At 44.3% G+C, this 17747-nt stretch carries 15 protein-coding genes; 2 read left to right on the forward strand and 13 right to left on the reverse strand.

All coding sequences use genetic code 11. From position 1 onward, the window contains the following. Positions 1 to 4: 4 nt before the first annotated feature. The 7 genes from murD to mraZ form a co-directional block, all read right to left on the reverse strand. Positions 5 to 1390, reverse strand: coding sequence for a UDP-N-acetylmuramoyl-L-alanine--D-glutamate ligase (murD, locus tag AC1DV1_RS08305; RefSeq protein ID WP_477357428.1), 1386 nt, complete (start codon positions 1388 to 1390; stop codon positions 5 to 7). A 78-nt stretch (positions 1391 to 1468) separates the two neighbouring features. Then, on the reverse strand, positions 1469 to 2710 hold the full coding sequence (mraY, locus tag AC1DV1_RS08310) for a phospho-N-acetylmuramoyl-pentapeptide-transferase (RefSeq protein WP_477357430.1): 1242 nt from the start codon (positions 2708 to 2710) through the stop codon (positions 1469 to 1471). A 94-nt stretch (positions 2711 to 2804) separates the two neighbouring features. Then, positions 2805 to 4265, reverse strand: coding sequence for a UDP-N-acetylmuramoyl-L-alanyl-D-glutamate--2,6-diaminopimelate ligase (locus AC1DV1_RS08315; protein WP_477357432.1), 1461 nt, complete (start codon positions 4263 to 4265; stop codon positions 2805 to 2807). After that, positions 4262 to 6376 carry a penicillin-binding protein gene (locus tag AC1DV1_RS08320; RefSeq protein WP_477357434.1) on the reverse strand — a complete coding sequence of 705 codons (2115 nt, stop codon included), beginning with the start codon at positions 6374 to 6376 and terminating at the stop codon, positions 4262 to 4264. Before AC1DV1_RS08320 ends, AC1DV1_RS08315 begins: the two co-directional genes overlap by 4 nt. Next, on the reverse strand, positions 6363 to 6776 hold the full coding sequence (locus tag AC1DV1_RS08325; protein WP_147056126.1) for an FtsL-like putative cell division protein: 414 nt from the start codon (positions 6774 to 6776) through the stop codon (positions 6363 to 6365). The genes AC1DV1_RS08320 and AC1DV1_RS08325 overlap by 14 nt, the downstream gene beginning before the upstream one ends. Continuing rightward, positions 6773 to 7675 carry a 16S rRNA (cytosine(1402)-N(4))-methyltransferase RsmH gene (gene rsmH, locus AC1DV1_RS08330; protein ID WP_147056124.1) on the reverse strand — a complete coding sequence of 301 codons (903 nt, stop codon included), beginning with the start codon at positions 7673 to 7675 and terminating at the stop codon, positions 6773 to 6775. The genes AC1DV1_RS08325 and rsmH overlap by 4 nt, the downstream gene beginning before the upstream one ends. Next, entirely contained in the window at positions 7668 to 8132 is a 465-nt protein-coding gene (gene mraZ, locus AC1DV1_RS08335; protein ID WP_090652428.1) for a division/cell wall cluster transcriptional repressor MraZ, read from the reverse strand. Before mraZ ends, rsmH begins: the two co-directional genes overlap by 8 nt. 311 nt (positions 8133 to 8443) lie before the next feature. Here mraZ and AC1DV1_RS08340 point away from each other — a divergent pair, with 311 nt between their 5' ends. Then, positions 8444 to 8863 carry a DUF4259 domain-containing protein gene (locus AC1DV1_RS08340; protein ID WP_477357436.1) on the forward strand — a complete coding sequence of 140 codons (420 nt, stop codon included), beginning with the start codon at positions 8444 to 8446 and terminating at the stop codon, positions 8861 to 8863. A 49-nt stretch (positions 8864 to 8912) separates the two neighbouring features. Here the strand turns inward: AC1DV1_RS08340 and AC1DV1_RS08345 are convergent, their stop codons facing one another. From AC1DV1_RS08345 to AC1DV1_RS08355, 3 genes are all read right to left on the reverse strand, one after another. After that, positions 8913 to 9641: a copper homeostasis protein CutC gene (locus AC1DV1_RS08345; RefSeq protein WP_477357438.1), complete on the reverse strand. Its 729-nt coding sequence runs from the start codon at positions 9639 to 9641 to the stop codon at positions 8913 to 8915. 46 nt (positions 9642 to 9687) lie between these two features. After that, complete coding sequence (locus tag AC1DV1_RS08350) at positions 9688 to 10899, reverse strand: PepSY-associated TM helix domain-containing protein (protein WP_477357440.1); 1212 nt, start codon at positions 10897 to 10899, stop codon at positions 9688 to 9690. 179 nt (positions 10900 to 11078) lie between these two features. Continuing rightward, on the reverse strand, positions 11079 to 13541 hold the full coding sequence (locus AC1DV1_RS08355) for a TonB-dependent siderophore receptor (protein ID WP_477357442.1): 2463 nt from the start codon (positions 13539 to 13541) through the stop codon (positions 11079 to 11081). A gap of 170 nt (positions 13542 to 13711) precedes the next feature. Between AC1DV1_RS08355 and AC1DV1_RS08360 the strand changes: the two genes are divergently transcribed. Further along, positions 13712 to 15022 carry a polysaccharide deacetylase family protein gene (locus tag AC1DV1_RS08360; protein ID WP_477357444.1) on the forward strand — a complete coding sequence of 437 codons (1311 nt, stop codon included), beginning with the start codon at positions 13712 to 13714 and terminating at the stop codon, positions 15020 to 15022. Positions 15023 to 15040: 18 nt separating this feature from the next. Here AC1DV1_RS08360 and AC1DV1_RS08365 read toward each other — a convergent pair whose 3' ends face one another. The 3 genes from AC1DV1_RS08365 to AC1DV1_RS08375 all read right to left on the reverse strand — a co-directional run bounded on the left by AC1DV1_RS08365 (position 15041) and on the right by AC1DV1_RS08375 (position 17715). Then, positions 15041 to 15460: a hypothetical protein gene (locus tag AC1DV1_RS08365; RefSeq protein WP_477357446.1), complete on the reverse strand. Its 420-nt coding sequence runs from the start codon at positions 15458 to 15460 to the stop codon at positions 15041 to 15043. 120 nt (positions 15461 to 15580) lie between these two features. After that, positions 15581 to 15850, reverse strand: a complete 270-nt coding sequence (locus AC1DV1_RS08370) for a hypothetical protein (RefSeq protein ID WP_477357448.1) — start codon at positions 15848 to 15850, stop codon at positions 15581 to 15583. Continuing rightward, positions 15850 to 17715, reverse strand: coding sequence for a CocE/NonD family hydrolase (locus AC1DV1_RS08375; RefSeq protein WP_477357450.1), 1866 nt, complete (start codon positions 17713 to 17715; stop codon positions 15850 to 15852). Before AC1DV1_RS08375 ends, AC1DV1_RS08370 begins: the two co-directional genes overlap by 1 nt. Positions 17716 to 17747: the final 32 nt, after the last annotated feature.

Raw genomic sequence — 17747 nt, forward strand, 5'->3', positions numbered from 1 at the left:
CAAATTAAAGTTCCTTCACCGCTGCTTTAAACTGGTTTCCCCTGTCTTCGTAATTTTTAAACAAATCAAAGCTGGCACAGGCTGGTGATAATAAAACAGTATCTCCTTTTTCGGCCAGGTGAAATGCTACCTGGGCAGCCTCCTGGGCCGAGAATGTATTTACTATAACATGCACATCATCTTCAAAAGCATCGTGTATACGCTTGTTATCTTTACCCAAACACACTATTGACCGTACTTTACTTTTTACCAAATCTTTAAGCATCCCGTAGTCGTTACCTTTATCAACACCGCCAAGTATCAGTACCACATCACTACTCATGCTCTCCAATGCATACCAGGTTGAGTTAACATTGGTGGCCTTTGAATCGTTGATAAAACGGATGCCCGATATATTGGCTACAAATTCAAGCCGGTGTTCAATAGCTTTAAAGTTGCCCATGCTCTCTTTTATCGTTCCCTCGCGCAACTCCAGCACCCTTGCTACAATACCTGATGCCATGGAGTTGTAAATGTTGTGCTTGCCCTGTAAGGCCAGTTCTTGAATTGACATTGTAAAATGTTCTTGATTTGTGTTAATGACAATATTGTCGTTTTCGAGATATGCTCCCGGTTCAATCTTGGTTTCAATAGAAAAAGGCAATAGTTGAGCGTCGAATTTCCGGTTGGCCATACCTTTTATGGTTTCCGGGTCATCGGTGCAGTAAATGAAATAGTCGGCCGCCGTTTGGTTCTGCGTAACCCTGAATTTGGATGCCGCATAGTTTTCCAGCTTGTAATCGTATCTGTCCAAATGGTCGGGTGTGATGTTTAGCAATACTGCTATATCTACCTTAAACTTAAACATATCATCCAGCATAAAGCTGCTTAGTTCCAGCACGTATAAATCAAAGTTTTCGGTAGCCACCTGGTAAGCAAAGCTTTTACCTATGTTGCCGGCCAGCCCAACATTTAAACCACCATTTTTTAAAATATGATAGGTTAAACTGCTGGTAGTAGTTTTACCGTTTGATCCGGTTATGCCGATGATCTTCGCGCTGCAATACCTGCCCGCAAATTCAATTTCGGATATTACCGGAACCCCTTTCTCTTTAAGCTTTTTGATGATCGGCGCTTTATCCGGAATGCCGGGACTTTTGATCACCTCAACCGCGTTCAGGATTAAATCCTCGGTATGTTGTTTTTCCTCGAAGCTGATATTCCAGTCTTCCAGTTGTTTTTTGTACTTATCCGCAATGGCCCCAAAATCCGACACAAACACATCATACCCCTGCTTTTGCGCCAGGTATGCCGCACCAACACCACTTTCGCCGGCGCCAAGCACAACAATAGCCCCCCCCGCCCCCTGAAGGGGGTGCTTTTGATTGGGTATGTTGTTTGTCTGGTTCATTTCTTACTTAATTTTTTTATTCTATTCTCTTTGAATCCGTTATCGTTCCCCCTTCAGGGGGTTAGGGGGCTTCGCGTCCTACCTCAGCTTCAACGTTATTATCGTTATTATCGCCATCAGTATCCCGATGATCCAGAACCGGGTTACGATTTTGGCTTCGTGGAAACCTTTCTTTTGATAGTGGTGGTGCAACGGCGCCATTAAAAACACCCTGCGGCCCTCGCCAAATTTCTTTTTGGTGTATTTAAACCAGCCCACCTGCATAATTACCGACATGTTCTCGATCACAAATACACCGCATAATACCGGCAGCAATAACTCTTTACGAATCATGATAGCAAAAACAGCTATGATACCGCCTATGGCCAAACTGCCTGTGTCGCCCATGAATACCTGCGCCGGGTAGGAGTTGTACCACAAAAAGCCAACACAGGCACCAACAAAAGCACCGGCGAAAATCACCAGCTCGCCCGAGTTGGGGATGAACATGATGTTCAGGTAGTCGGCTATTTCGATATTACCGGATACATAGGCCAGTATGGCCAGTGTAATACCAATAATGGCCGATGTACCCGTCGCCAGGCCATCTATACCATCCGTTATATTGGCCCCGTTGGATATAAAAGTGATGATGATGATCACAAAAAACAGGAACACCACCAGCGAATAATACTCATACCCAGGACCAATAAACTTTAATACCTTGCCATAATCAAACTCGTTGTTTTTATAAAAAGGCATGGTAGTTTTGGTAGAGTGTACGTCCTGCGTATAAACCGGTACATTCTTTTTCAAGTGAAAATCAACAGGCGCATTAACTATTACCGGCAACTTTACTTCCTGGCGAATAACAATATTGGTATTGAAATACATTGTCCAGCCCACAATCAGCGATAAACCCACCTGGCCTACAATTTTAAAACGACCTGCCAGGCCCTCCTTATTCTTTTTAAATACTTTAATATAATCATCTAAAAAACCAATGGCGCCCAGCCAAACGGTGGTAATTATCATCAGTATAATGTATACATTACTCAATTTGGCAAATAACAAAGTAGGCACCAGTATACCCAGCAAAATGATTAGCCCGCCCATAGTAGGTGTACCCGATTTTTGCATCTGGCCTTCCAAACCTAAATTCCTAACCGTCTCGCCAACCTGTTTAAAACGCAGGTAATCAATCAGCCTACGACCGTAAACGGTTGTAACCAGCAACGATGTTATTACAGCCAAAGCCGTACGAAACGTGATATACTGAAATACCCCGAGTCCCGGTATGTTGTAGTTTTTATTTAGATAGTTAAATAAGTAGTATAACATGCTCTCTTTTGATTACACCGATTCTTTATATTGATTTCATTGATTAAAATGAACTCATGGATTCTGCTGATTCTTTAATTCTGTAAATTCTGATTCAGACTAACAATTTAAATTGATCTTCAAGTTCTTCCATGTCGTCAAAATGATTTTTCACTCCGTGGATATCCTGGTATTTCTCATGCCCTTTACCCGCCACCAGGATTATATCGCCCGGATTTGCCAGCATGCAGGCTGTTTTAATTGCCTCTCTCCTGTCAACTATGCTCACTGTATGGCGTTTAAACGCCGGGTCAACGCCTTCAATCATGTCTTTGATGATCTGGGCCGGATCTTCCGAGCGTGGATTGTCTGATGTCAGGATCACTTTATCGCTCCATTCGCTGGCCACACGGGCCATAATTGGGCGTTTGGTTTTGTCACGATCTCCGCCACAACCTATTACAGTTATTACCTTCTCGTTACCTTTGCGGATATCGTGAATGGTGCTTAGCACATTTTGCACGGCATCCGGTGTATGGGCGTAATCAACTATACCTATAACCTTATTTGGTGCTACTATATATTCAAACCTGCCTTCGGCACCGGTTAGTTTGCTCAGGCTGGTTAGCGTTTTGGCTTTATCCTGCTCTAACAGCATAGCGGTAGCGTACACAGCCAGCAGGTTGTAAGCGTTAAAGGTGCCAACCATTTTAAACCATACTTCTTCGTTATCAATATGCAGTAACAGGCCGCCAAACTGGTTTTCCAGGATGCGGGCCTTGTAATCGGCCATGCTTTTAAGCCCGTAGGTTTTACGGTGCGCCTGCGAGTTTTGCAGCATGATGTTACCATTCTTATCATCGCTGTTGGTTAAAGCAAAGGCGTTTTTTGGCAAGCCATCAAAAAAGGCTTTTTTGGCCTTCAGATAACTGTCAAACGTTTTATGATAATCCAAATGATCGTGCGTGAGGTTGGTAAACACCCCGCCCGAAAATTGCAAATTGGCTACCCGGTGCTGTGCAACTGCATGCGAACTAACTTCCATAAAGCAATAATCGCAACCCTGCGTTACCATCTCTTCCAGCAAACGGTTAAGTTCAATAGGATCGGGTGTGGTATGGGTTGATGGTATCACCTGGCCATTAATCTGGTTTTCGACAGTTGATAGCAAACCTGCTTTATACCCCAGATCGCGAAACAACTGATAAAGCAGCGTTGCGATGGTGGTTTTGCCGTTGGTACCGGTAACGCCAACCAGCTTTAACTGTGCCGACGGGTTGCCGTAAAAATTGGCAGCCACCAAACTTAATGCCTTAGCCGAATCAGCTACCATTAAAAAATCAACTTCGGCCGCAGTGTGGGCAGGTAAATCTTCGCATATAACAGCGATGGCACCCTGTTTAATAGCCTGGTCAATATAGTCGTGCCCGTCAACCTGTGTACCTTTTACGGCAACAAACATCGAGCCCGGAATTACCTGGCGCGAATCAAAAGCTACAGACGTAATTTCTACATCGGCGCTGCCTTGTAACTCGGTAAATGCTAACCCATCTATTAAATCACTTAAATACCTCATTGCAGTTCAATTGTTATGCGTGATCCTTTTGGTATCGAACTGCCGCCGGTAACCGATTGTGTGGTCACCATGCCGCTGCCGCGTACCGTTACTTTATAGCCTGCATTGCCCAAAACATACAGGGCGTCGCTCAGGCCCATTCCTGTTACTGTTGGAACAGCGCCTTCTTTATATCGTGTATCCTCAAATGGGATACCATTACTGGTATCAACTCCGTTGCCGGCAGCATCTGCCGATGCGTATAGCGGCTTTACACCCAATTTGGCATATACATGTTTTAGTGCCTTTAAATTGCCCTGCTTTACCTTAGGCATTGATGTATTGCCAACCAGGCTTACCGGCGACGGTTGGTTTATCTCCATATCATTGGCATAAACCTTATCGGCAATCTCCCTGAAAATAGGCCCGGCAACCTTAGCCGCCAGGTACGATCCGCGGGTGGGGTTATTTACCACCACGATCATGGAATATTTAGGATGATCGGCCGGAAAATAACCGCAAAACGATGCCTGGTATTTTTTTACTTTATAACCTTTTGTACCATCGGCCACCTGGGCTGTACCTGTTTTGCCGGCCACCGTATAACGCGGGTTTTTAATTACGCGCTTACAATTACCTTCCTGTACAACACCCTCGAGCATGCTTTTCACTTTACCAAGGGTAGCATCCGAGCATACTTTTTCATTAATCACCCTGGCGTTAAACTGCTCAATGGTGCTGCCCATCCTCCTGATCTCGCGCACAAAAATGGGTGCTATCATTTTACCATTGTTGGCTACCGAATTATAAAACGCCAGCATTTGCAATGGGGTAAGGTTCATTTCATAACCGTAGGCCATTTCGGGCAGGGTATAATACTTGTTCCAGCTGCGGTTGGCCGGGTTTTTAATAACAGGCCTTCCTTCACCGGGTATCTGCAAGCCCAGCTTATCATTTAAATGATAGCTGTACAGCTTATTGATAAACTGCCATGGGTTATCTTTATAATGACCGTATACCAGCTTAGCTGCCGCCACGTTTGATGATTCTTCAAAAGCCTTTTTTACCGTCATTTCATAGTTGTCATGCTCGGTATCGGTAATGGTTGGCCCCTTTGGGAACTTGTATTTACCACCCTCGGCATTCACTATAGTATTGGTATCCAGTTTATGCTGATCAAGCAGGGTCATATAAGATACCAGCTTGAAGGTAGACCCCGGATCAATTGCATTGCTGATGGCATAATTAAAGCTCTCTTTAAAAGTATTTTCTTTTGAACGGGTAAAATTGGCTATAGCACGCACCTCGCCGGTGGCAACTTCCATCAATACCACGCAGCCATGATCGGCGGCGCTTGAATCCAGCTGCCTTAACAAAGCCGCCTGCGCTATCTCCTGGAAATTTACATTAATGGTCGACATGATGTCGGCGCCATCTTTTGCCGGGATCTCGTCTTCGTCGTTATTTACAGGCATCCACGTTCCGCCCGGAATACGCTGCATTAAGCGCCTGCCGTTTTCGCCATTGATGAATGACGAGTAAGCACCCTCCAACCCTACCGGGTTTTTAATGTTTTCGTTTTTATAACCAATAGTACGCGCGGCCAAAGCATGAAAAGGCAAAATGCGCTTGTTTTGCTGCAATACAATCAGGCTGTTTTTAGTTTTCCTGTTTTTAAACACCGGGAACTCACGAATCTTTTTTAATTCCTGGTATGTTACCCTGCGGCGTAAAAGCTGGTAACGCGAGCCGTCTTTACGTGCATCGCGCAGTAACCTGGCATATTCGCGTGGCGTTCTATCGCCATATAATTGCGATAAATCTGCCGACAGCACCTCTACATTATCATTAAAAACGCTATCAATGGCAAGGCCGGCACCCAACATATCCATGTGCAGTTCATACTCGGGTACCGATGTTGCCAACAGGCTGCCATCTACCGAAAAAATGTTACCCCGCGCGGCCTCTACATCCCTGAACTGGGCTGTCATGTTTACTGCTTTGGCTTTCCATTTTGCGCCCTGTATAAATTGCACCCGGCAAAGCTGTACCACAACCGCGAACGAAAAAAGCACAACAAGGCCAAAGGCAATATATACCCTAAGCAATATGTTAGTCCTAATTTTCATCATTATCCTCCTTCACCGTTATCTTTTTTGGCGGCTCAACGCTTTGCCTCACCCCAAGGGTATCGGCACGTTTGGCCACTTCAATTAATGTACTTTTAAAAGCCATATCGGCTTTTGTGGTTTTAAAATCCCAGCTGCGTTCTTTTACTTCTTTCGTAAGGTCATCAATATCGCGGATGGTTTTTTCGGCCAGGTGCATATTGCCAATATATACCATACCCAAAAAAGCAATGAACAGCACAAAAGGCAAGGCGTTGGTAGCCTTCTCGCTTGTAATAAAACGTTTGGTGAAAAATTGCGTGAAGAAATTATCCGGGATCTCCCTTTTCCGGGGTTTATCCTCAACAATAAGCTCTTCCTCTTCTTCCTCCTCCTGAATTTCTGTACGTAAACGATTGCTCATATCTTTACAGCTATCCTTAATTTAGCGCTCCGTGCCCTGTTATTGTTACTTATCTCATCTGCCGATGCGGTTATAGCCCCACGGCTTACAGCATCAAGCGGCCTTTTATTATTGCCGTATAAATCCTTTTCTACCTCGCCGCTAAACTTGCCTTTGGCAATGAAGTTTTTTACCAGCCTGTCTTCCAGCGAGTGGTAGCTCATGACTACCAGCCTGCCGCCAACAGCCAGCACCTCGGCACTCTGTACCAAAAATTCCTTCAAAGCTTCCAACTCCTGGTTAACTTCGATGCGCAGCGCCTGGAAAACCTGTGCCAGGTACTTATTTTCTTTCCCCTTCGGGATGCGGTTAATAATAGCGTTCTTCAAATCGGCTATGGTTACTATCGGGGCATTAAGCCTGGCAGTAACTATAGTTTCGGCCAATGATTTGGCGTTTTGAATTTCGCCGTAAACACCAAAAATGCGGTGCAGTTCGGCACCTGTATAATTGTTTACCACATCCTTGGCCGTAAGCTCGCCGCCCTGGTTCATCCGCATATCCAGCTCGGCATCAAAGCGAATTGAAAAACCACGCTCGGCCTGGTCAAACTGGTATGATGATACGCCTAAATCGGCCAGTATGCCATCAACCGGGATAGCACCGTGCAAACGGGCAAAGTTTTTCAGGTACCTGAAATTCTGATCTATAAAAACAAAGCGCTCATCGTCAATTATATTTTGCTGCGCATCGGTATCCTGGTCAAACGCCAGTAAAGTACCTTCGGGCCCCAAATGTTTCATAATCTCGCGCGAATGCCCGCCGCCGCCAAAGGTTACATCCACATAAGTGCCATCCTTTTTTATAGCCAGGCCATCAATGCATTCCTGCAGCATAACCGGTGTATGGTACTCACTCATCTATCCTCCTTGCTTTACTACCCATTACCGCTTCGGCCAATTCGGCAAAATTATCAGGCTCATTATTTATCATTTCGGTATGGGCAGCCTTATCCCATACTTCAATCTTGTTTAATACACAGGTTAAAACAACATCGTTACCAATGCCGGCAAAATCAAGCAAACTCTTTGGCAAAAGTACCCTGCCGGCCGAATCGGGCATCAAAGCCGTGGCGCCGCCGGTGAAATACCGAATAAAACGCAGGTTTTGCCGGTCGTATTCGTTAAGTTTGCTCAATTCGTCAAGTCTTTTGTCCCATTCGGATTTTGTGTAAATAACCAGATACTTCTCCAGGCCGCGATTGATCATAAGGCCCTCGCCGTCAGCTTCAGGAAGCTGCTTTTTGAGGCCCGCAGGGATCATCATCCGCCCTTTGGCATCCAGTTTACATTCAAATTCTCCGGTTAAATGCGGCATTATAAGACTATGGCTTAATTTAATAGGTAAAAGTAATTTTCTTTTACCACAAATTACCACTTTTTACCACCAAAAAGTTTTCAACATTTTTGGTGGCTTTTGACGCTATGCGGCAAATCCCAAAACGGCAAAATCCAGATTCAAAAGCCGGATTGATGTCGTTAAGCGTGACCTTTTAATTGAACAAAAAAGTTTACTATTAACTATATAATTCAACAAGTATTGATGGATATTCTCTATTTTATATCAATGCTGCTTACTATTTTTTCAATTTTTGTTACCATCTTTAGCATATAATAAAACAGAATATTATGGGCACCTGGGGACATGGACATTTTGAAGATGACACAGCTTTTGATTTTATGGCGGAAGTGGAAGAATCTGACGATCCCAAGAAAATTTTCAACGATGCGTTTGATTTCGCTATAAGTGTTGACTATTTAGAATTTTCTGAAGCAAATGCAGTCATTGTTTCGGCAGCCTACGTGGATGGACAAATCAATGGAACAAAATTTTCGTCGCCGGCTGATGAAGACCCTTTAGAAGTAGACTCGTTTCCAAACAGGCACCCCGATTTGGATTTTACAGATCTTAAAGAAAAATCGGTTTTGGCTTTACAAAAAGTTTTAAACGATAATTCAGAATTAAATGAACTTTGGGCAGAAAATGAAGAATTATATCCTGTTTGGAGGCTTGGTATAGAGCAGCTTATTGAACGTTTAAGAAACTAATGATGGCCCAATAAAGCAAAGTTTATTACATTTCTCTGTAAACTTAAAATCAATTTCCCTTCAAAACTGCCACCATCGCCCTTACTTCATCCTCATCGGCAATATATACATTGCCGTAATCGCTTACTTCTTTATTAATATAAGTTAAAGGATTTGGCGCTATAGCGCGTGCTGATGAATGGAATTCTGTTGCATTACTTTCGGCTACCAGTTTTTGCAGGTTGGTTGATTTAACACCGGCACCGGGCATAATGGTAATGCGACCGGCGGCTTGTTTAACCAGCTCACCTAATAGCTGGCCGGCATCAGGCGCCGCGCTTTTTTGGCCGGAGGTGAGTACCCGTTGGCATCCGCAGGCTATCAGTTCTTCTAACGATTTAAAAGGATCGGGCGTACCATCAAACGCCCGGTTGCAGGTAACGCTCATTGGCCCGGCCCATTCAACAATGCGTTTCAGCCATTCGGTGTCAATTTCGGCATCTATGGTTTGTGTACCCACCGAAATGCCATTGCAGCCCAGCTCGCGGCAAATTTGTATGTCGTGCTTAATAATAGTGTATTCATCCTCGTTGTAAAAGTAGTTTCCAGACCGCGGCCTGATGATGGGGAACAAATCGATACCTATTTTATCACGCACCTGTTTTATGGTGCCATAACCTGGCGTGGTGCCGCCTTCAATAGGGTTGTCACATAACTCAACCCGCGCAGCACCGGCGCGTTCGGCTATAATACAGGTTTGAATAGTAAAGGCGCATACTTCGAGGATCCTGGCTGGCATATTTTATTATTTTGCTGAGTTGTAAACATACAAACTATCAAATAATTTAAACCAATTCCATCTTCCTATAGGTTTTAGTTTTTTTACGGGTACGGTTAAGCCACATCATTACCCCTGTTACCGGGAATATGAGCGATAAAAGGCATACAATAAAACTGATTATTTTGGTAGGTAAGCCGTAAACCGAACCGGTATGTACCGGTTTTACGTAAGCCCTTACCCGCTGGCCTAAGCTTTTGGCGGCAAACAATTGCGCGCCTGCTATGCCGCCGCTATATTGGTCAACGTAATAGGTATCGGCGGTGGTTTCAACTGCACCCTTAGGTAAAATGTTTATGCTGTAAACGGCCAGTGAGTCTTTAGGCACCCTTACTGTATAATAATCTGCCAATGCGGTTTGTGCTGTTACCGCCTGCAATGCGGCATCTACCTTTAAAGCTTCGGCGCCGGCCTGGTATTTTGATTGCGGTGCTTTAGGCTGCTCTTTTACCAGCTTTGAACCGGTTATAGCAAACAACGCCTGGTTAGCCAGCTTAAACGTCATGATTAAACCCGTTAACGCAATCACAATTAAAAATATCGAAGTGTAAAACCCCGTAACCAGGTGCAAATCATGTACCAGCCGTTTGGTACTGCCGCCCCATTTTATTTTTAACCGCTGCTTCATAATGTTTTTGGTTTTAGGCCACCACAGTATTACCCCGGTTATTAATATAAACAGGAAAAGTAGTGTCGAGATTGACACCACCCAATCGCCCAGGCTATCCTTACCTGCCAGTAAAAACCGGTGAAACATCTCGGCCGAGTACAGGAACGATTGCCTGCGGCTGTATTGCCCTGTTACCTGGCCGGTGTAGGGGTTTACAAACACGCTTAAATTTGCCCGGTCGGCATCCTTACCTTTTTTATCTTTATCGCCCTGCGTCTTTGCGGGCCTGCCCTTTTCGGCCTGGGTGGCATTACCTTTTTTACTTTTCTTCTCGGGTACAATTAAGCCAATCTCAACCGTTCTGGCAGCATCATTATAAACCATTGCCGAGGCCAGCTTTGCCTTGGGCGCCTGTTTAAGGGCTGCCTTAATCATTTGCTCCAGCGGTACCCGTGTAGCTGCGGCCGGCACGTAATAAAGTTTGGGGTGCAGGGTATGCTCAATTTCTTTTTCAAAAACCAGCATGGTGCCCGTGAGGCACGAGCAAACAATAACAATGCCTGCCGCAAGGCTCAAATAAAGATGTATGGTACGGAAAAATACTTTCATGGCTTTCATTACAAAACCGGGTATACTAAGGCATATCCCGGTTTGTTTATTAATATGTATTAGTAAGTCAATAGTTCTAAGTCGTAAGTCTAAAGTTGATTTCTTTCTCTTTTACTTAGAACTTAAGACTTTAGGCTTAAGACTATTCTTCAATTTATCGTTGACACGACGTTAATGTATTAAAAACTATAGCTCACGGTAGTTAAAAACTGCCTTGGCGCTATTGGGTTAATACTGTAATTTTCGTGCACATTGTAATTAAGTACATTGCCTATATTGGAGATTTTACCAATAATGGAAACCTTTTTATAGGTGTAACCAACCGAGGCATCAACTGTGGTAAAGCCCGGTACATTAACCAGCCTCGATATGGTTTGGGTTTGCCCAACCGTATTGGCATTCCCGGCGGTACGGTTACCCAGGTAATACACAGAAGCCCCTACTTTAAAGCCTTTCAAATCGCCATTGTAAAAGTTGTAGAAGGCGCTGGCATTGGCGGTGTGCTTAGGTACGTTAATTAATGGCTGGCCGGCTATATTACTGCCAACTGATGTTGATGTTTTTGAATAACGCGCGTTGGTGTAGCTGTAACCCGCCATTAAATCAAGCTCTTTTACGGGGTGGCCCGCAATATCAAGTTCAACACCATCGCTTTTGGTTTGGCCAACAAGCTCTTTAATATTGGTGTTAATGTTCACTGTGGTACCATCGGCCAAAAAAGGCGCTGTTTGGGCAAGGTTATTATTAATGATACGGTAAGCTGTTACATTTACTGATAAGTTACCATTCAGGAAATCGTTTTTAACCCCGGCCTCGTACTGATCTACCAATGATGGCGAAAGTGGTTTGTTATTAACATCTACACCCGTGTTGGTGATAAACGAGTTGGAATAGCTGGCAAATAACGCTGTATTGGCCACAGGCTTATAAACGATACCAACGCGGGGCGAAAATGCCTTATCCTCTTTCCCTGCCGCCTGGGTTGTTAAAGCCGGCAGATAATAATTGGTTACCTGCGTTGGCGCAATGTATTGGTACGACCAGCGGATACCTGCCAACACCTTAACTTTATCTGATATGCTTATCAGATCATTAAAGTAAGCCCCAAAGCGGTTGGTTTTTGTAAGGATGCTGTAAAAAGGGTTCATCTGCGGCTTATCGCTGCGCAGGGTGTATTTATTTACATTAAAAATATTGATGGTATCGTAAACGGCAGATTTTAATGATGTGCCATTATCCCAATAACTTGATACCTTATTGACGGTGGCTACGTAGGTATAAGCCGTGTTGTTGTACCTGTCGGCATCAATACCGGCCAAAATATTATGCTTTATGGCGCCGGTGTTAAACTGGCCGGTTACATTAAACTGGCCGGTGTAATAATCTTCCAATGTTTTTGCGCGGTTAAGCGTACGTCCCCAATCGCCGTTTGCATTGGGTAGTACACGCTCGGTTGTTTGGTATTGCCTGTTAAAATGCTGGTAATTTAAGCCGCCGCTTATTTGCCACAAGCTGTTAATTTGATGATTAATGGTAACCGTACCTGTTGACTGTTTGGTATTACCTGTTGACCATGAAGCACCCAGGTAGCGGTTGCGCGGCACATTAGCTATTACGTTGTTTATTTGCCCGGTTCCAAAATCGGGTGTAAAATCGTAGTTCAGGTAATCGCCCTCTACAATAACAGTTGTTTTGTCGCTTATTTTATACAGGAACGATGGGTTAATATACTCCCTTTCGGATTTTACATTATCGCGGAAACTGTTTGCTTTTTCGTAAGTACCGTTTAAGCGGTAGGCCAGTTTTGAGGTGATAGGCCCGTAAACATCAAACGAGGGGCGGTACAAATCATAGCTGCCATAGGTCATAGATACTTTACCGCCGGCCTCAAACAATGGTTTTTTAGTTACCATGTTTAAAATACCGCCGGGTGCTACGTTGCCATATAATAAAGCCGCGCTGCCTTTTAGTATTTCGATACGGTCAAGCGAGCTCACTTCAGGCACAACACCCGAATTTACCCGGAAGCCGTTTTTAAACATATTGGTGCTCGAAAAATTGTAGCCACGCGCACCAAAAGTTTCCTGGGTATTGCCGCGGGCGCTATACAGGTAAACGCCATTAACATTCCTGATTACATCACTTAACCTGATAGATTGCTGCTGCGCAAGCGTATTGCTGCTGATAACCGTAACACTCTGCGGCAAATCCATAGGCGCCACATTCATTTTACCAATAGTAAGCTTTTTGGTGTTGATGGTTTTTGTTGAAGAAATAAGCACTTCATCCAGCTGCGCCGAAGTTTCGCTTAAAGTAAAGTTTACCTGGGTAGTTTGATTGGCAACTACGGTAACCGTTTGCTGCTCGGCTTTAGTACCCATAAAGCTGGTAACTAAAGTATATACTCCCGGCTTAAGGTTAACAAAGGTAAACGAACCATCATCAATGGTAGTGGTGCTTTTGTTTAAGCCTTTGATAGCTACGGTTACGTATGCTGCAGGTTTACCATCGGTTGTTTTTACAAAGCCATTAATTTTGCCACTATTGCCATCATCATCGGCCTTAAGGATTAAGATATTTATAAATACGAAAAGAAAGAGGAGCGTAAATTTTTGCAGGTAATTCTGTAGAGGATTCAACATTCTATTTAGATTAAGTCTAATTAAGCGCAAAAATAACAACTCAATTTTAATTCACAACTTTTATTTAGAATTAGTTTAAATAAGGCAAGGGCTGAACAGCATAACTATTTCGTTACAACACCAAAGCGAGCAGGCATCTGCATATATTAGCAGGTGTAAACCTTCCTCAAATGAAAAAGCTTGTTGTTGCTCTGTTGCTCATGGCATTGTTTATAAACTGTTTAAAGGCGCAGCCGGGTAAAACCGAGATAACTAAATGGCAATACGGCCGCAATGGCGCAGTATCTATCACCTGGGACGATGGCTCCGTTAACCAATTTAAGGTTGCGCTGCCAATTTTAAACAGACTGGGGATTAAAAGCACGTTTTTTATTATTACGGGGCAAATACCTGGTTCGCAATACCGGGCAAAATTTATTGGGAGGCCTTTGAAACAGATAATTGCCGAAACCGCCACAACACCTACCAACAAGGATAATTTTTACGAACGTGCATCGGCAGCGGGGCACCTGGGATTGATTGGTACGCTCGAATATCATTATAAAGCCGGCTCATTAATTGACGATAATAAGCCCGAAGCGGCCTATAAGGTGATAGACGAACTATACAGTAAAGTGCGGCATGGTGATTTTAAACCGGGCGTTGAGCATAATACCGAATACAATGACGCGCATGGCACCACCTGGGCCCAAATTAAACAATACGCAGCGCAGGGGCACGAATTTGCCAGCCACATGGTTACCCACCCCCGCCTGGCCGCGCTCGACGAGCCCAATATGCTTTATGAGATGGAGAAAAGCCGGCTGGATATTTTGCATAAGCTTGGCCTGAGATACACTTTTAGCGCCGAAGGGCCCTTTGGCACCGAAAACGAGCGGGCAGTATCGTACCTAAGCCGGGTTTACCCCGCACTACGCAACCGCATGCCCGAACCGTGGCTGAAAGAGATTAGCCGGGGTAATAAAGATACGCCGGGCAATACCGGCAAAGCGTATGTGCAGTACCAGCGCGGCGCCACCACCAAAACGCCCCTGCCCATGATGAAAGCCTGGGTTGATACCACCCTGAACAGGCACGATACATGGCTTGTACTTACCCACCATGGTGTGCAGGGCATTGGCTGGGAGGCCTTGCCGGCTACCGAGCTGGATGAATATTTTACCTACATCAAAAACCACCAGGACAAGCTTTGGATTGCCACCTTTGGCGACGTTACCAAATACATGCGCGAACGCCAAAGTGCAAACCTTACCACCGGCGTGCAAAATGGCCGGCTGATAATTAAAGTAAGCCACCCGCTTGATAAGCGTTTTTACAATATACCGCTAACACTCAAAACTTACTTGCCCTCCGGGTGGAAAAATGCCGAAGTTACCCAAAATGGCAAAGCTGTTGATGTTAGCTTGATGCATGATAAAAAAGGCGATTATGTACTTTACCAGGTTAAAACCAACACACCTGCCACTATAACAAAACGATAGGGCCGATGGCAAATGCTCTTAATCAAATTCAATTGTATCCGGCCCGGATATTTTAGATATATGACAATTGCAACCACCGGCAATTTTTAAAGTGGTCGTTTTAGTTTGATTAGTAAGGGAATCTGTAGCGGTAATTTTTACATCGTCGCCTTCGGTCGAAAAATCTTTGATGTTTGCATCCGAGGTTATTAGCACAAAACCAGCAACAAAATCAATGGCCGGTGGATATTGCATTGGCGTTAAAGTTTTGCTGGTACGTAAATTAACAGCGCTAAAATTTTTAGGCGTTACAGCATGGCCTTGGTTATCGATAAGCCGGATACCCAGGTAGGCGAAGCTGGCGGTACAGGGTTGCATACCACAACCGTTGCTTTGCTTGTTGTTTTTGCAGGAGAAACAGAATGCGATTAACAGGAGTGGTAATATTTGCTTCATCATGATGACGGTTTATAAATTGCTTATAAAACATTACGGATGATAAAAACTAAATGATACAACAGAAAAAAAAGGCATCCTGCTGAAATTAACAAGATGCCTTTTTTAAATTTAAAACAATTCTCAGGACAAAATATCAACTCTGACAATTTTATTTTCCATTTCTTTTAAGTAGATCAGCTTTTCGGGGCTTTCATATTTTACCAGAAAACCAACATCGGCATGATTATCAGATCTTACTCCCTCAATTGTGGCGATTTGACAACGCTGTATACCATCCGCGGAAAAAAGAAACATTCCTACTTTAATTTCGCCACTTAGGGGTATGCCGATAATGCCAATTAAGTTTCTCGAAGTAATGGTAAATACCGATTTCACCAAAAGCTCTGCCATTATTCTATCACCCTAACTTTCAAAAAGCTTGGCTCATCTTTGGATGTATAAACCTTATGGGTTGCCTTTTTAAAATCGGTGTCCTTAGCTTTCATAATATCCTGGAATTGCTGGGTATTGCGGTCAATAAGCGGAAACCAACTGCTTTGCACCTGCACCATCAGGCGGTGGCCTTTTTTAAAGGTGTGCAGCACATCCTGTAGTTCAAAATTAACAGGGGTTACTTTGCCTGGTACAAAGGGCTCGGGTTTATCAAAGCCATTACGGAATTTACCGCGCATGGCCTCGCTGCGTACCATTTGCTGATAACCACCCAGGTATACGTCTTTACCCGTAAACTTGTCGTTCTTAGTTGAATCGGGGTACACGTCAATAACTTTAACTATCCAATCGGCATCTGTGCCGGTGGTTGATACTTTAAGGTTGGCCCATATGTTGCCTGCAAGGGTTACATCTTTGTCAAGCACATCGGTTTCATAAGTCAGCACATCCGGGCGTTGCGCTGCAAAGCGCTGGTCGGCGGTCATGTATTCGCGCTTCATGTCGTTTTCAATCGTGCTGATGAACGGCACCGGTTTATTGGGATCTGATACAAACTCATCAAAATTACCACCCGCCGCGGGAGCGTCAAATGAAAGTTTACCCCCGGGCAGCAGGTACAGGCTTTTATCAACGGCTTCTTTTGGAGGCCAGGTTTTATAAGTTTTCCATTGGTTTACACCCGTTTCAAACGTAGAAACCGGTTCCAGTTTAAGGTCGGTACCTTTTAAGTAATGGCTAAAAAAAGCAAATTCAATTTTTTCGCGGTAAAACGGGCCTGTAGGGCCGCCAAAACCGATATCGCCTAAATGATCGCCGTCGCCACGCGCCCAGCCACCATGCACCCAGGGGCCCATGGTAAAGTAAACCGGGGTTTTAGGATTTTCCTTAACCAGTGTTTTGTATGTGTTGATAGCGCCGTACAAATCTTCGGCATCGTACCATCCGCCGGTTACCAGTACTGCGGTTTTAATATCGTGCAGGTGGTAAAGTACATTACGATCTTTCCAGTGCTGATCATAGTTGGGATGATCGAGCATCTCATTCCATAAACKGATGGTATCTTTATAGTATTTATCGTTGGAGTTTTTTACCGACCCCATCCTCATAAAAAAGGCGTAACCATCATTTGTGCCGGCATTAAATCCGTTGCCGCGGCGCTGTGTAGGTTTATCATCCTGGCGGTTGGTAAAAAATGGGTAGAAACCAAAGTTCGCGGTAAGCATAAATGCGCCGTTATGAAAAGCATCATCGCGGTACAAATCGGCCATTGGCGCCTGCGGCGATGCAGCTACCAGGGCAGGGTGACGACTTAACAATGCTGCCGTTGTATAAAACCCGGGGTAAGAAATGCCCCAGACGCCTACTTTGCCGTTGTTGTTTTTAATGTTCTTAAGCAACCAGTCAATAGTATCATAGGTGTCAGTACCTTCATCAACATCATTTTTGGTTTTGTGCACTTCCTTTTCGGGAGTCATCTCTTCAAAAATGCCTTCGCTCATCCATCGGCCGCGTGCATCCTGGTAAACAAAAATATAACCATCGTGCACAAATAACGACGACGGACCAAGGGCGCCCCTGTAGGCATCAACACCATAAGGCGCTACACTGTAAGGCGTTCTATCCATCATGATGGGGTATTTTTGGGTTTGATCTTTTGGTACATATACCGATGTAAACAGCTTTTTACCATCGCGCATGGGCACGTTGTACTCGTACTTGGTATAATTAGCCTTTATATAATCAGCATCGGGGCTTTTTGGCTGGGCCTGCGACCAAATGGCCGAAAAAACAAAGCATAAAGCGATGAGGAGAGATTTTTTCATATCATGTTAATAGTTGCCCTAAAATAGTCGAA

Source organism: Mucilaginibacter sp. P4_D1 (genome assembly GCF_056401935.1).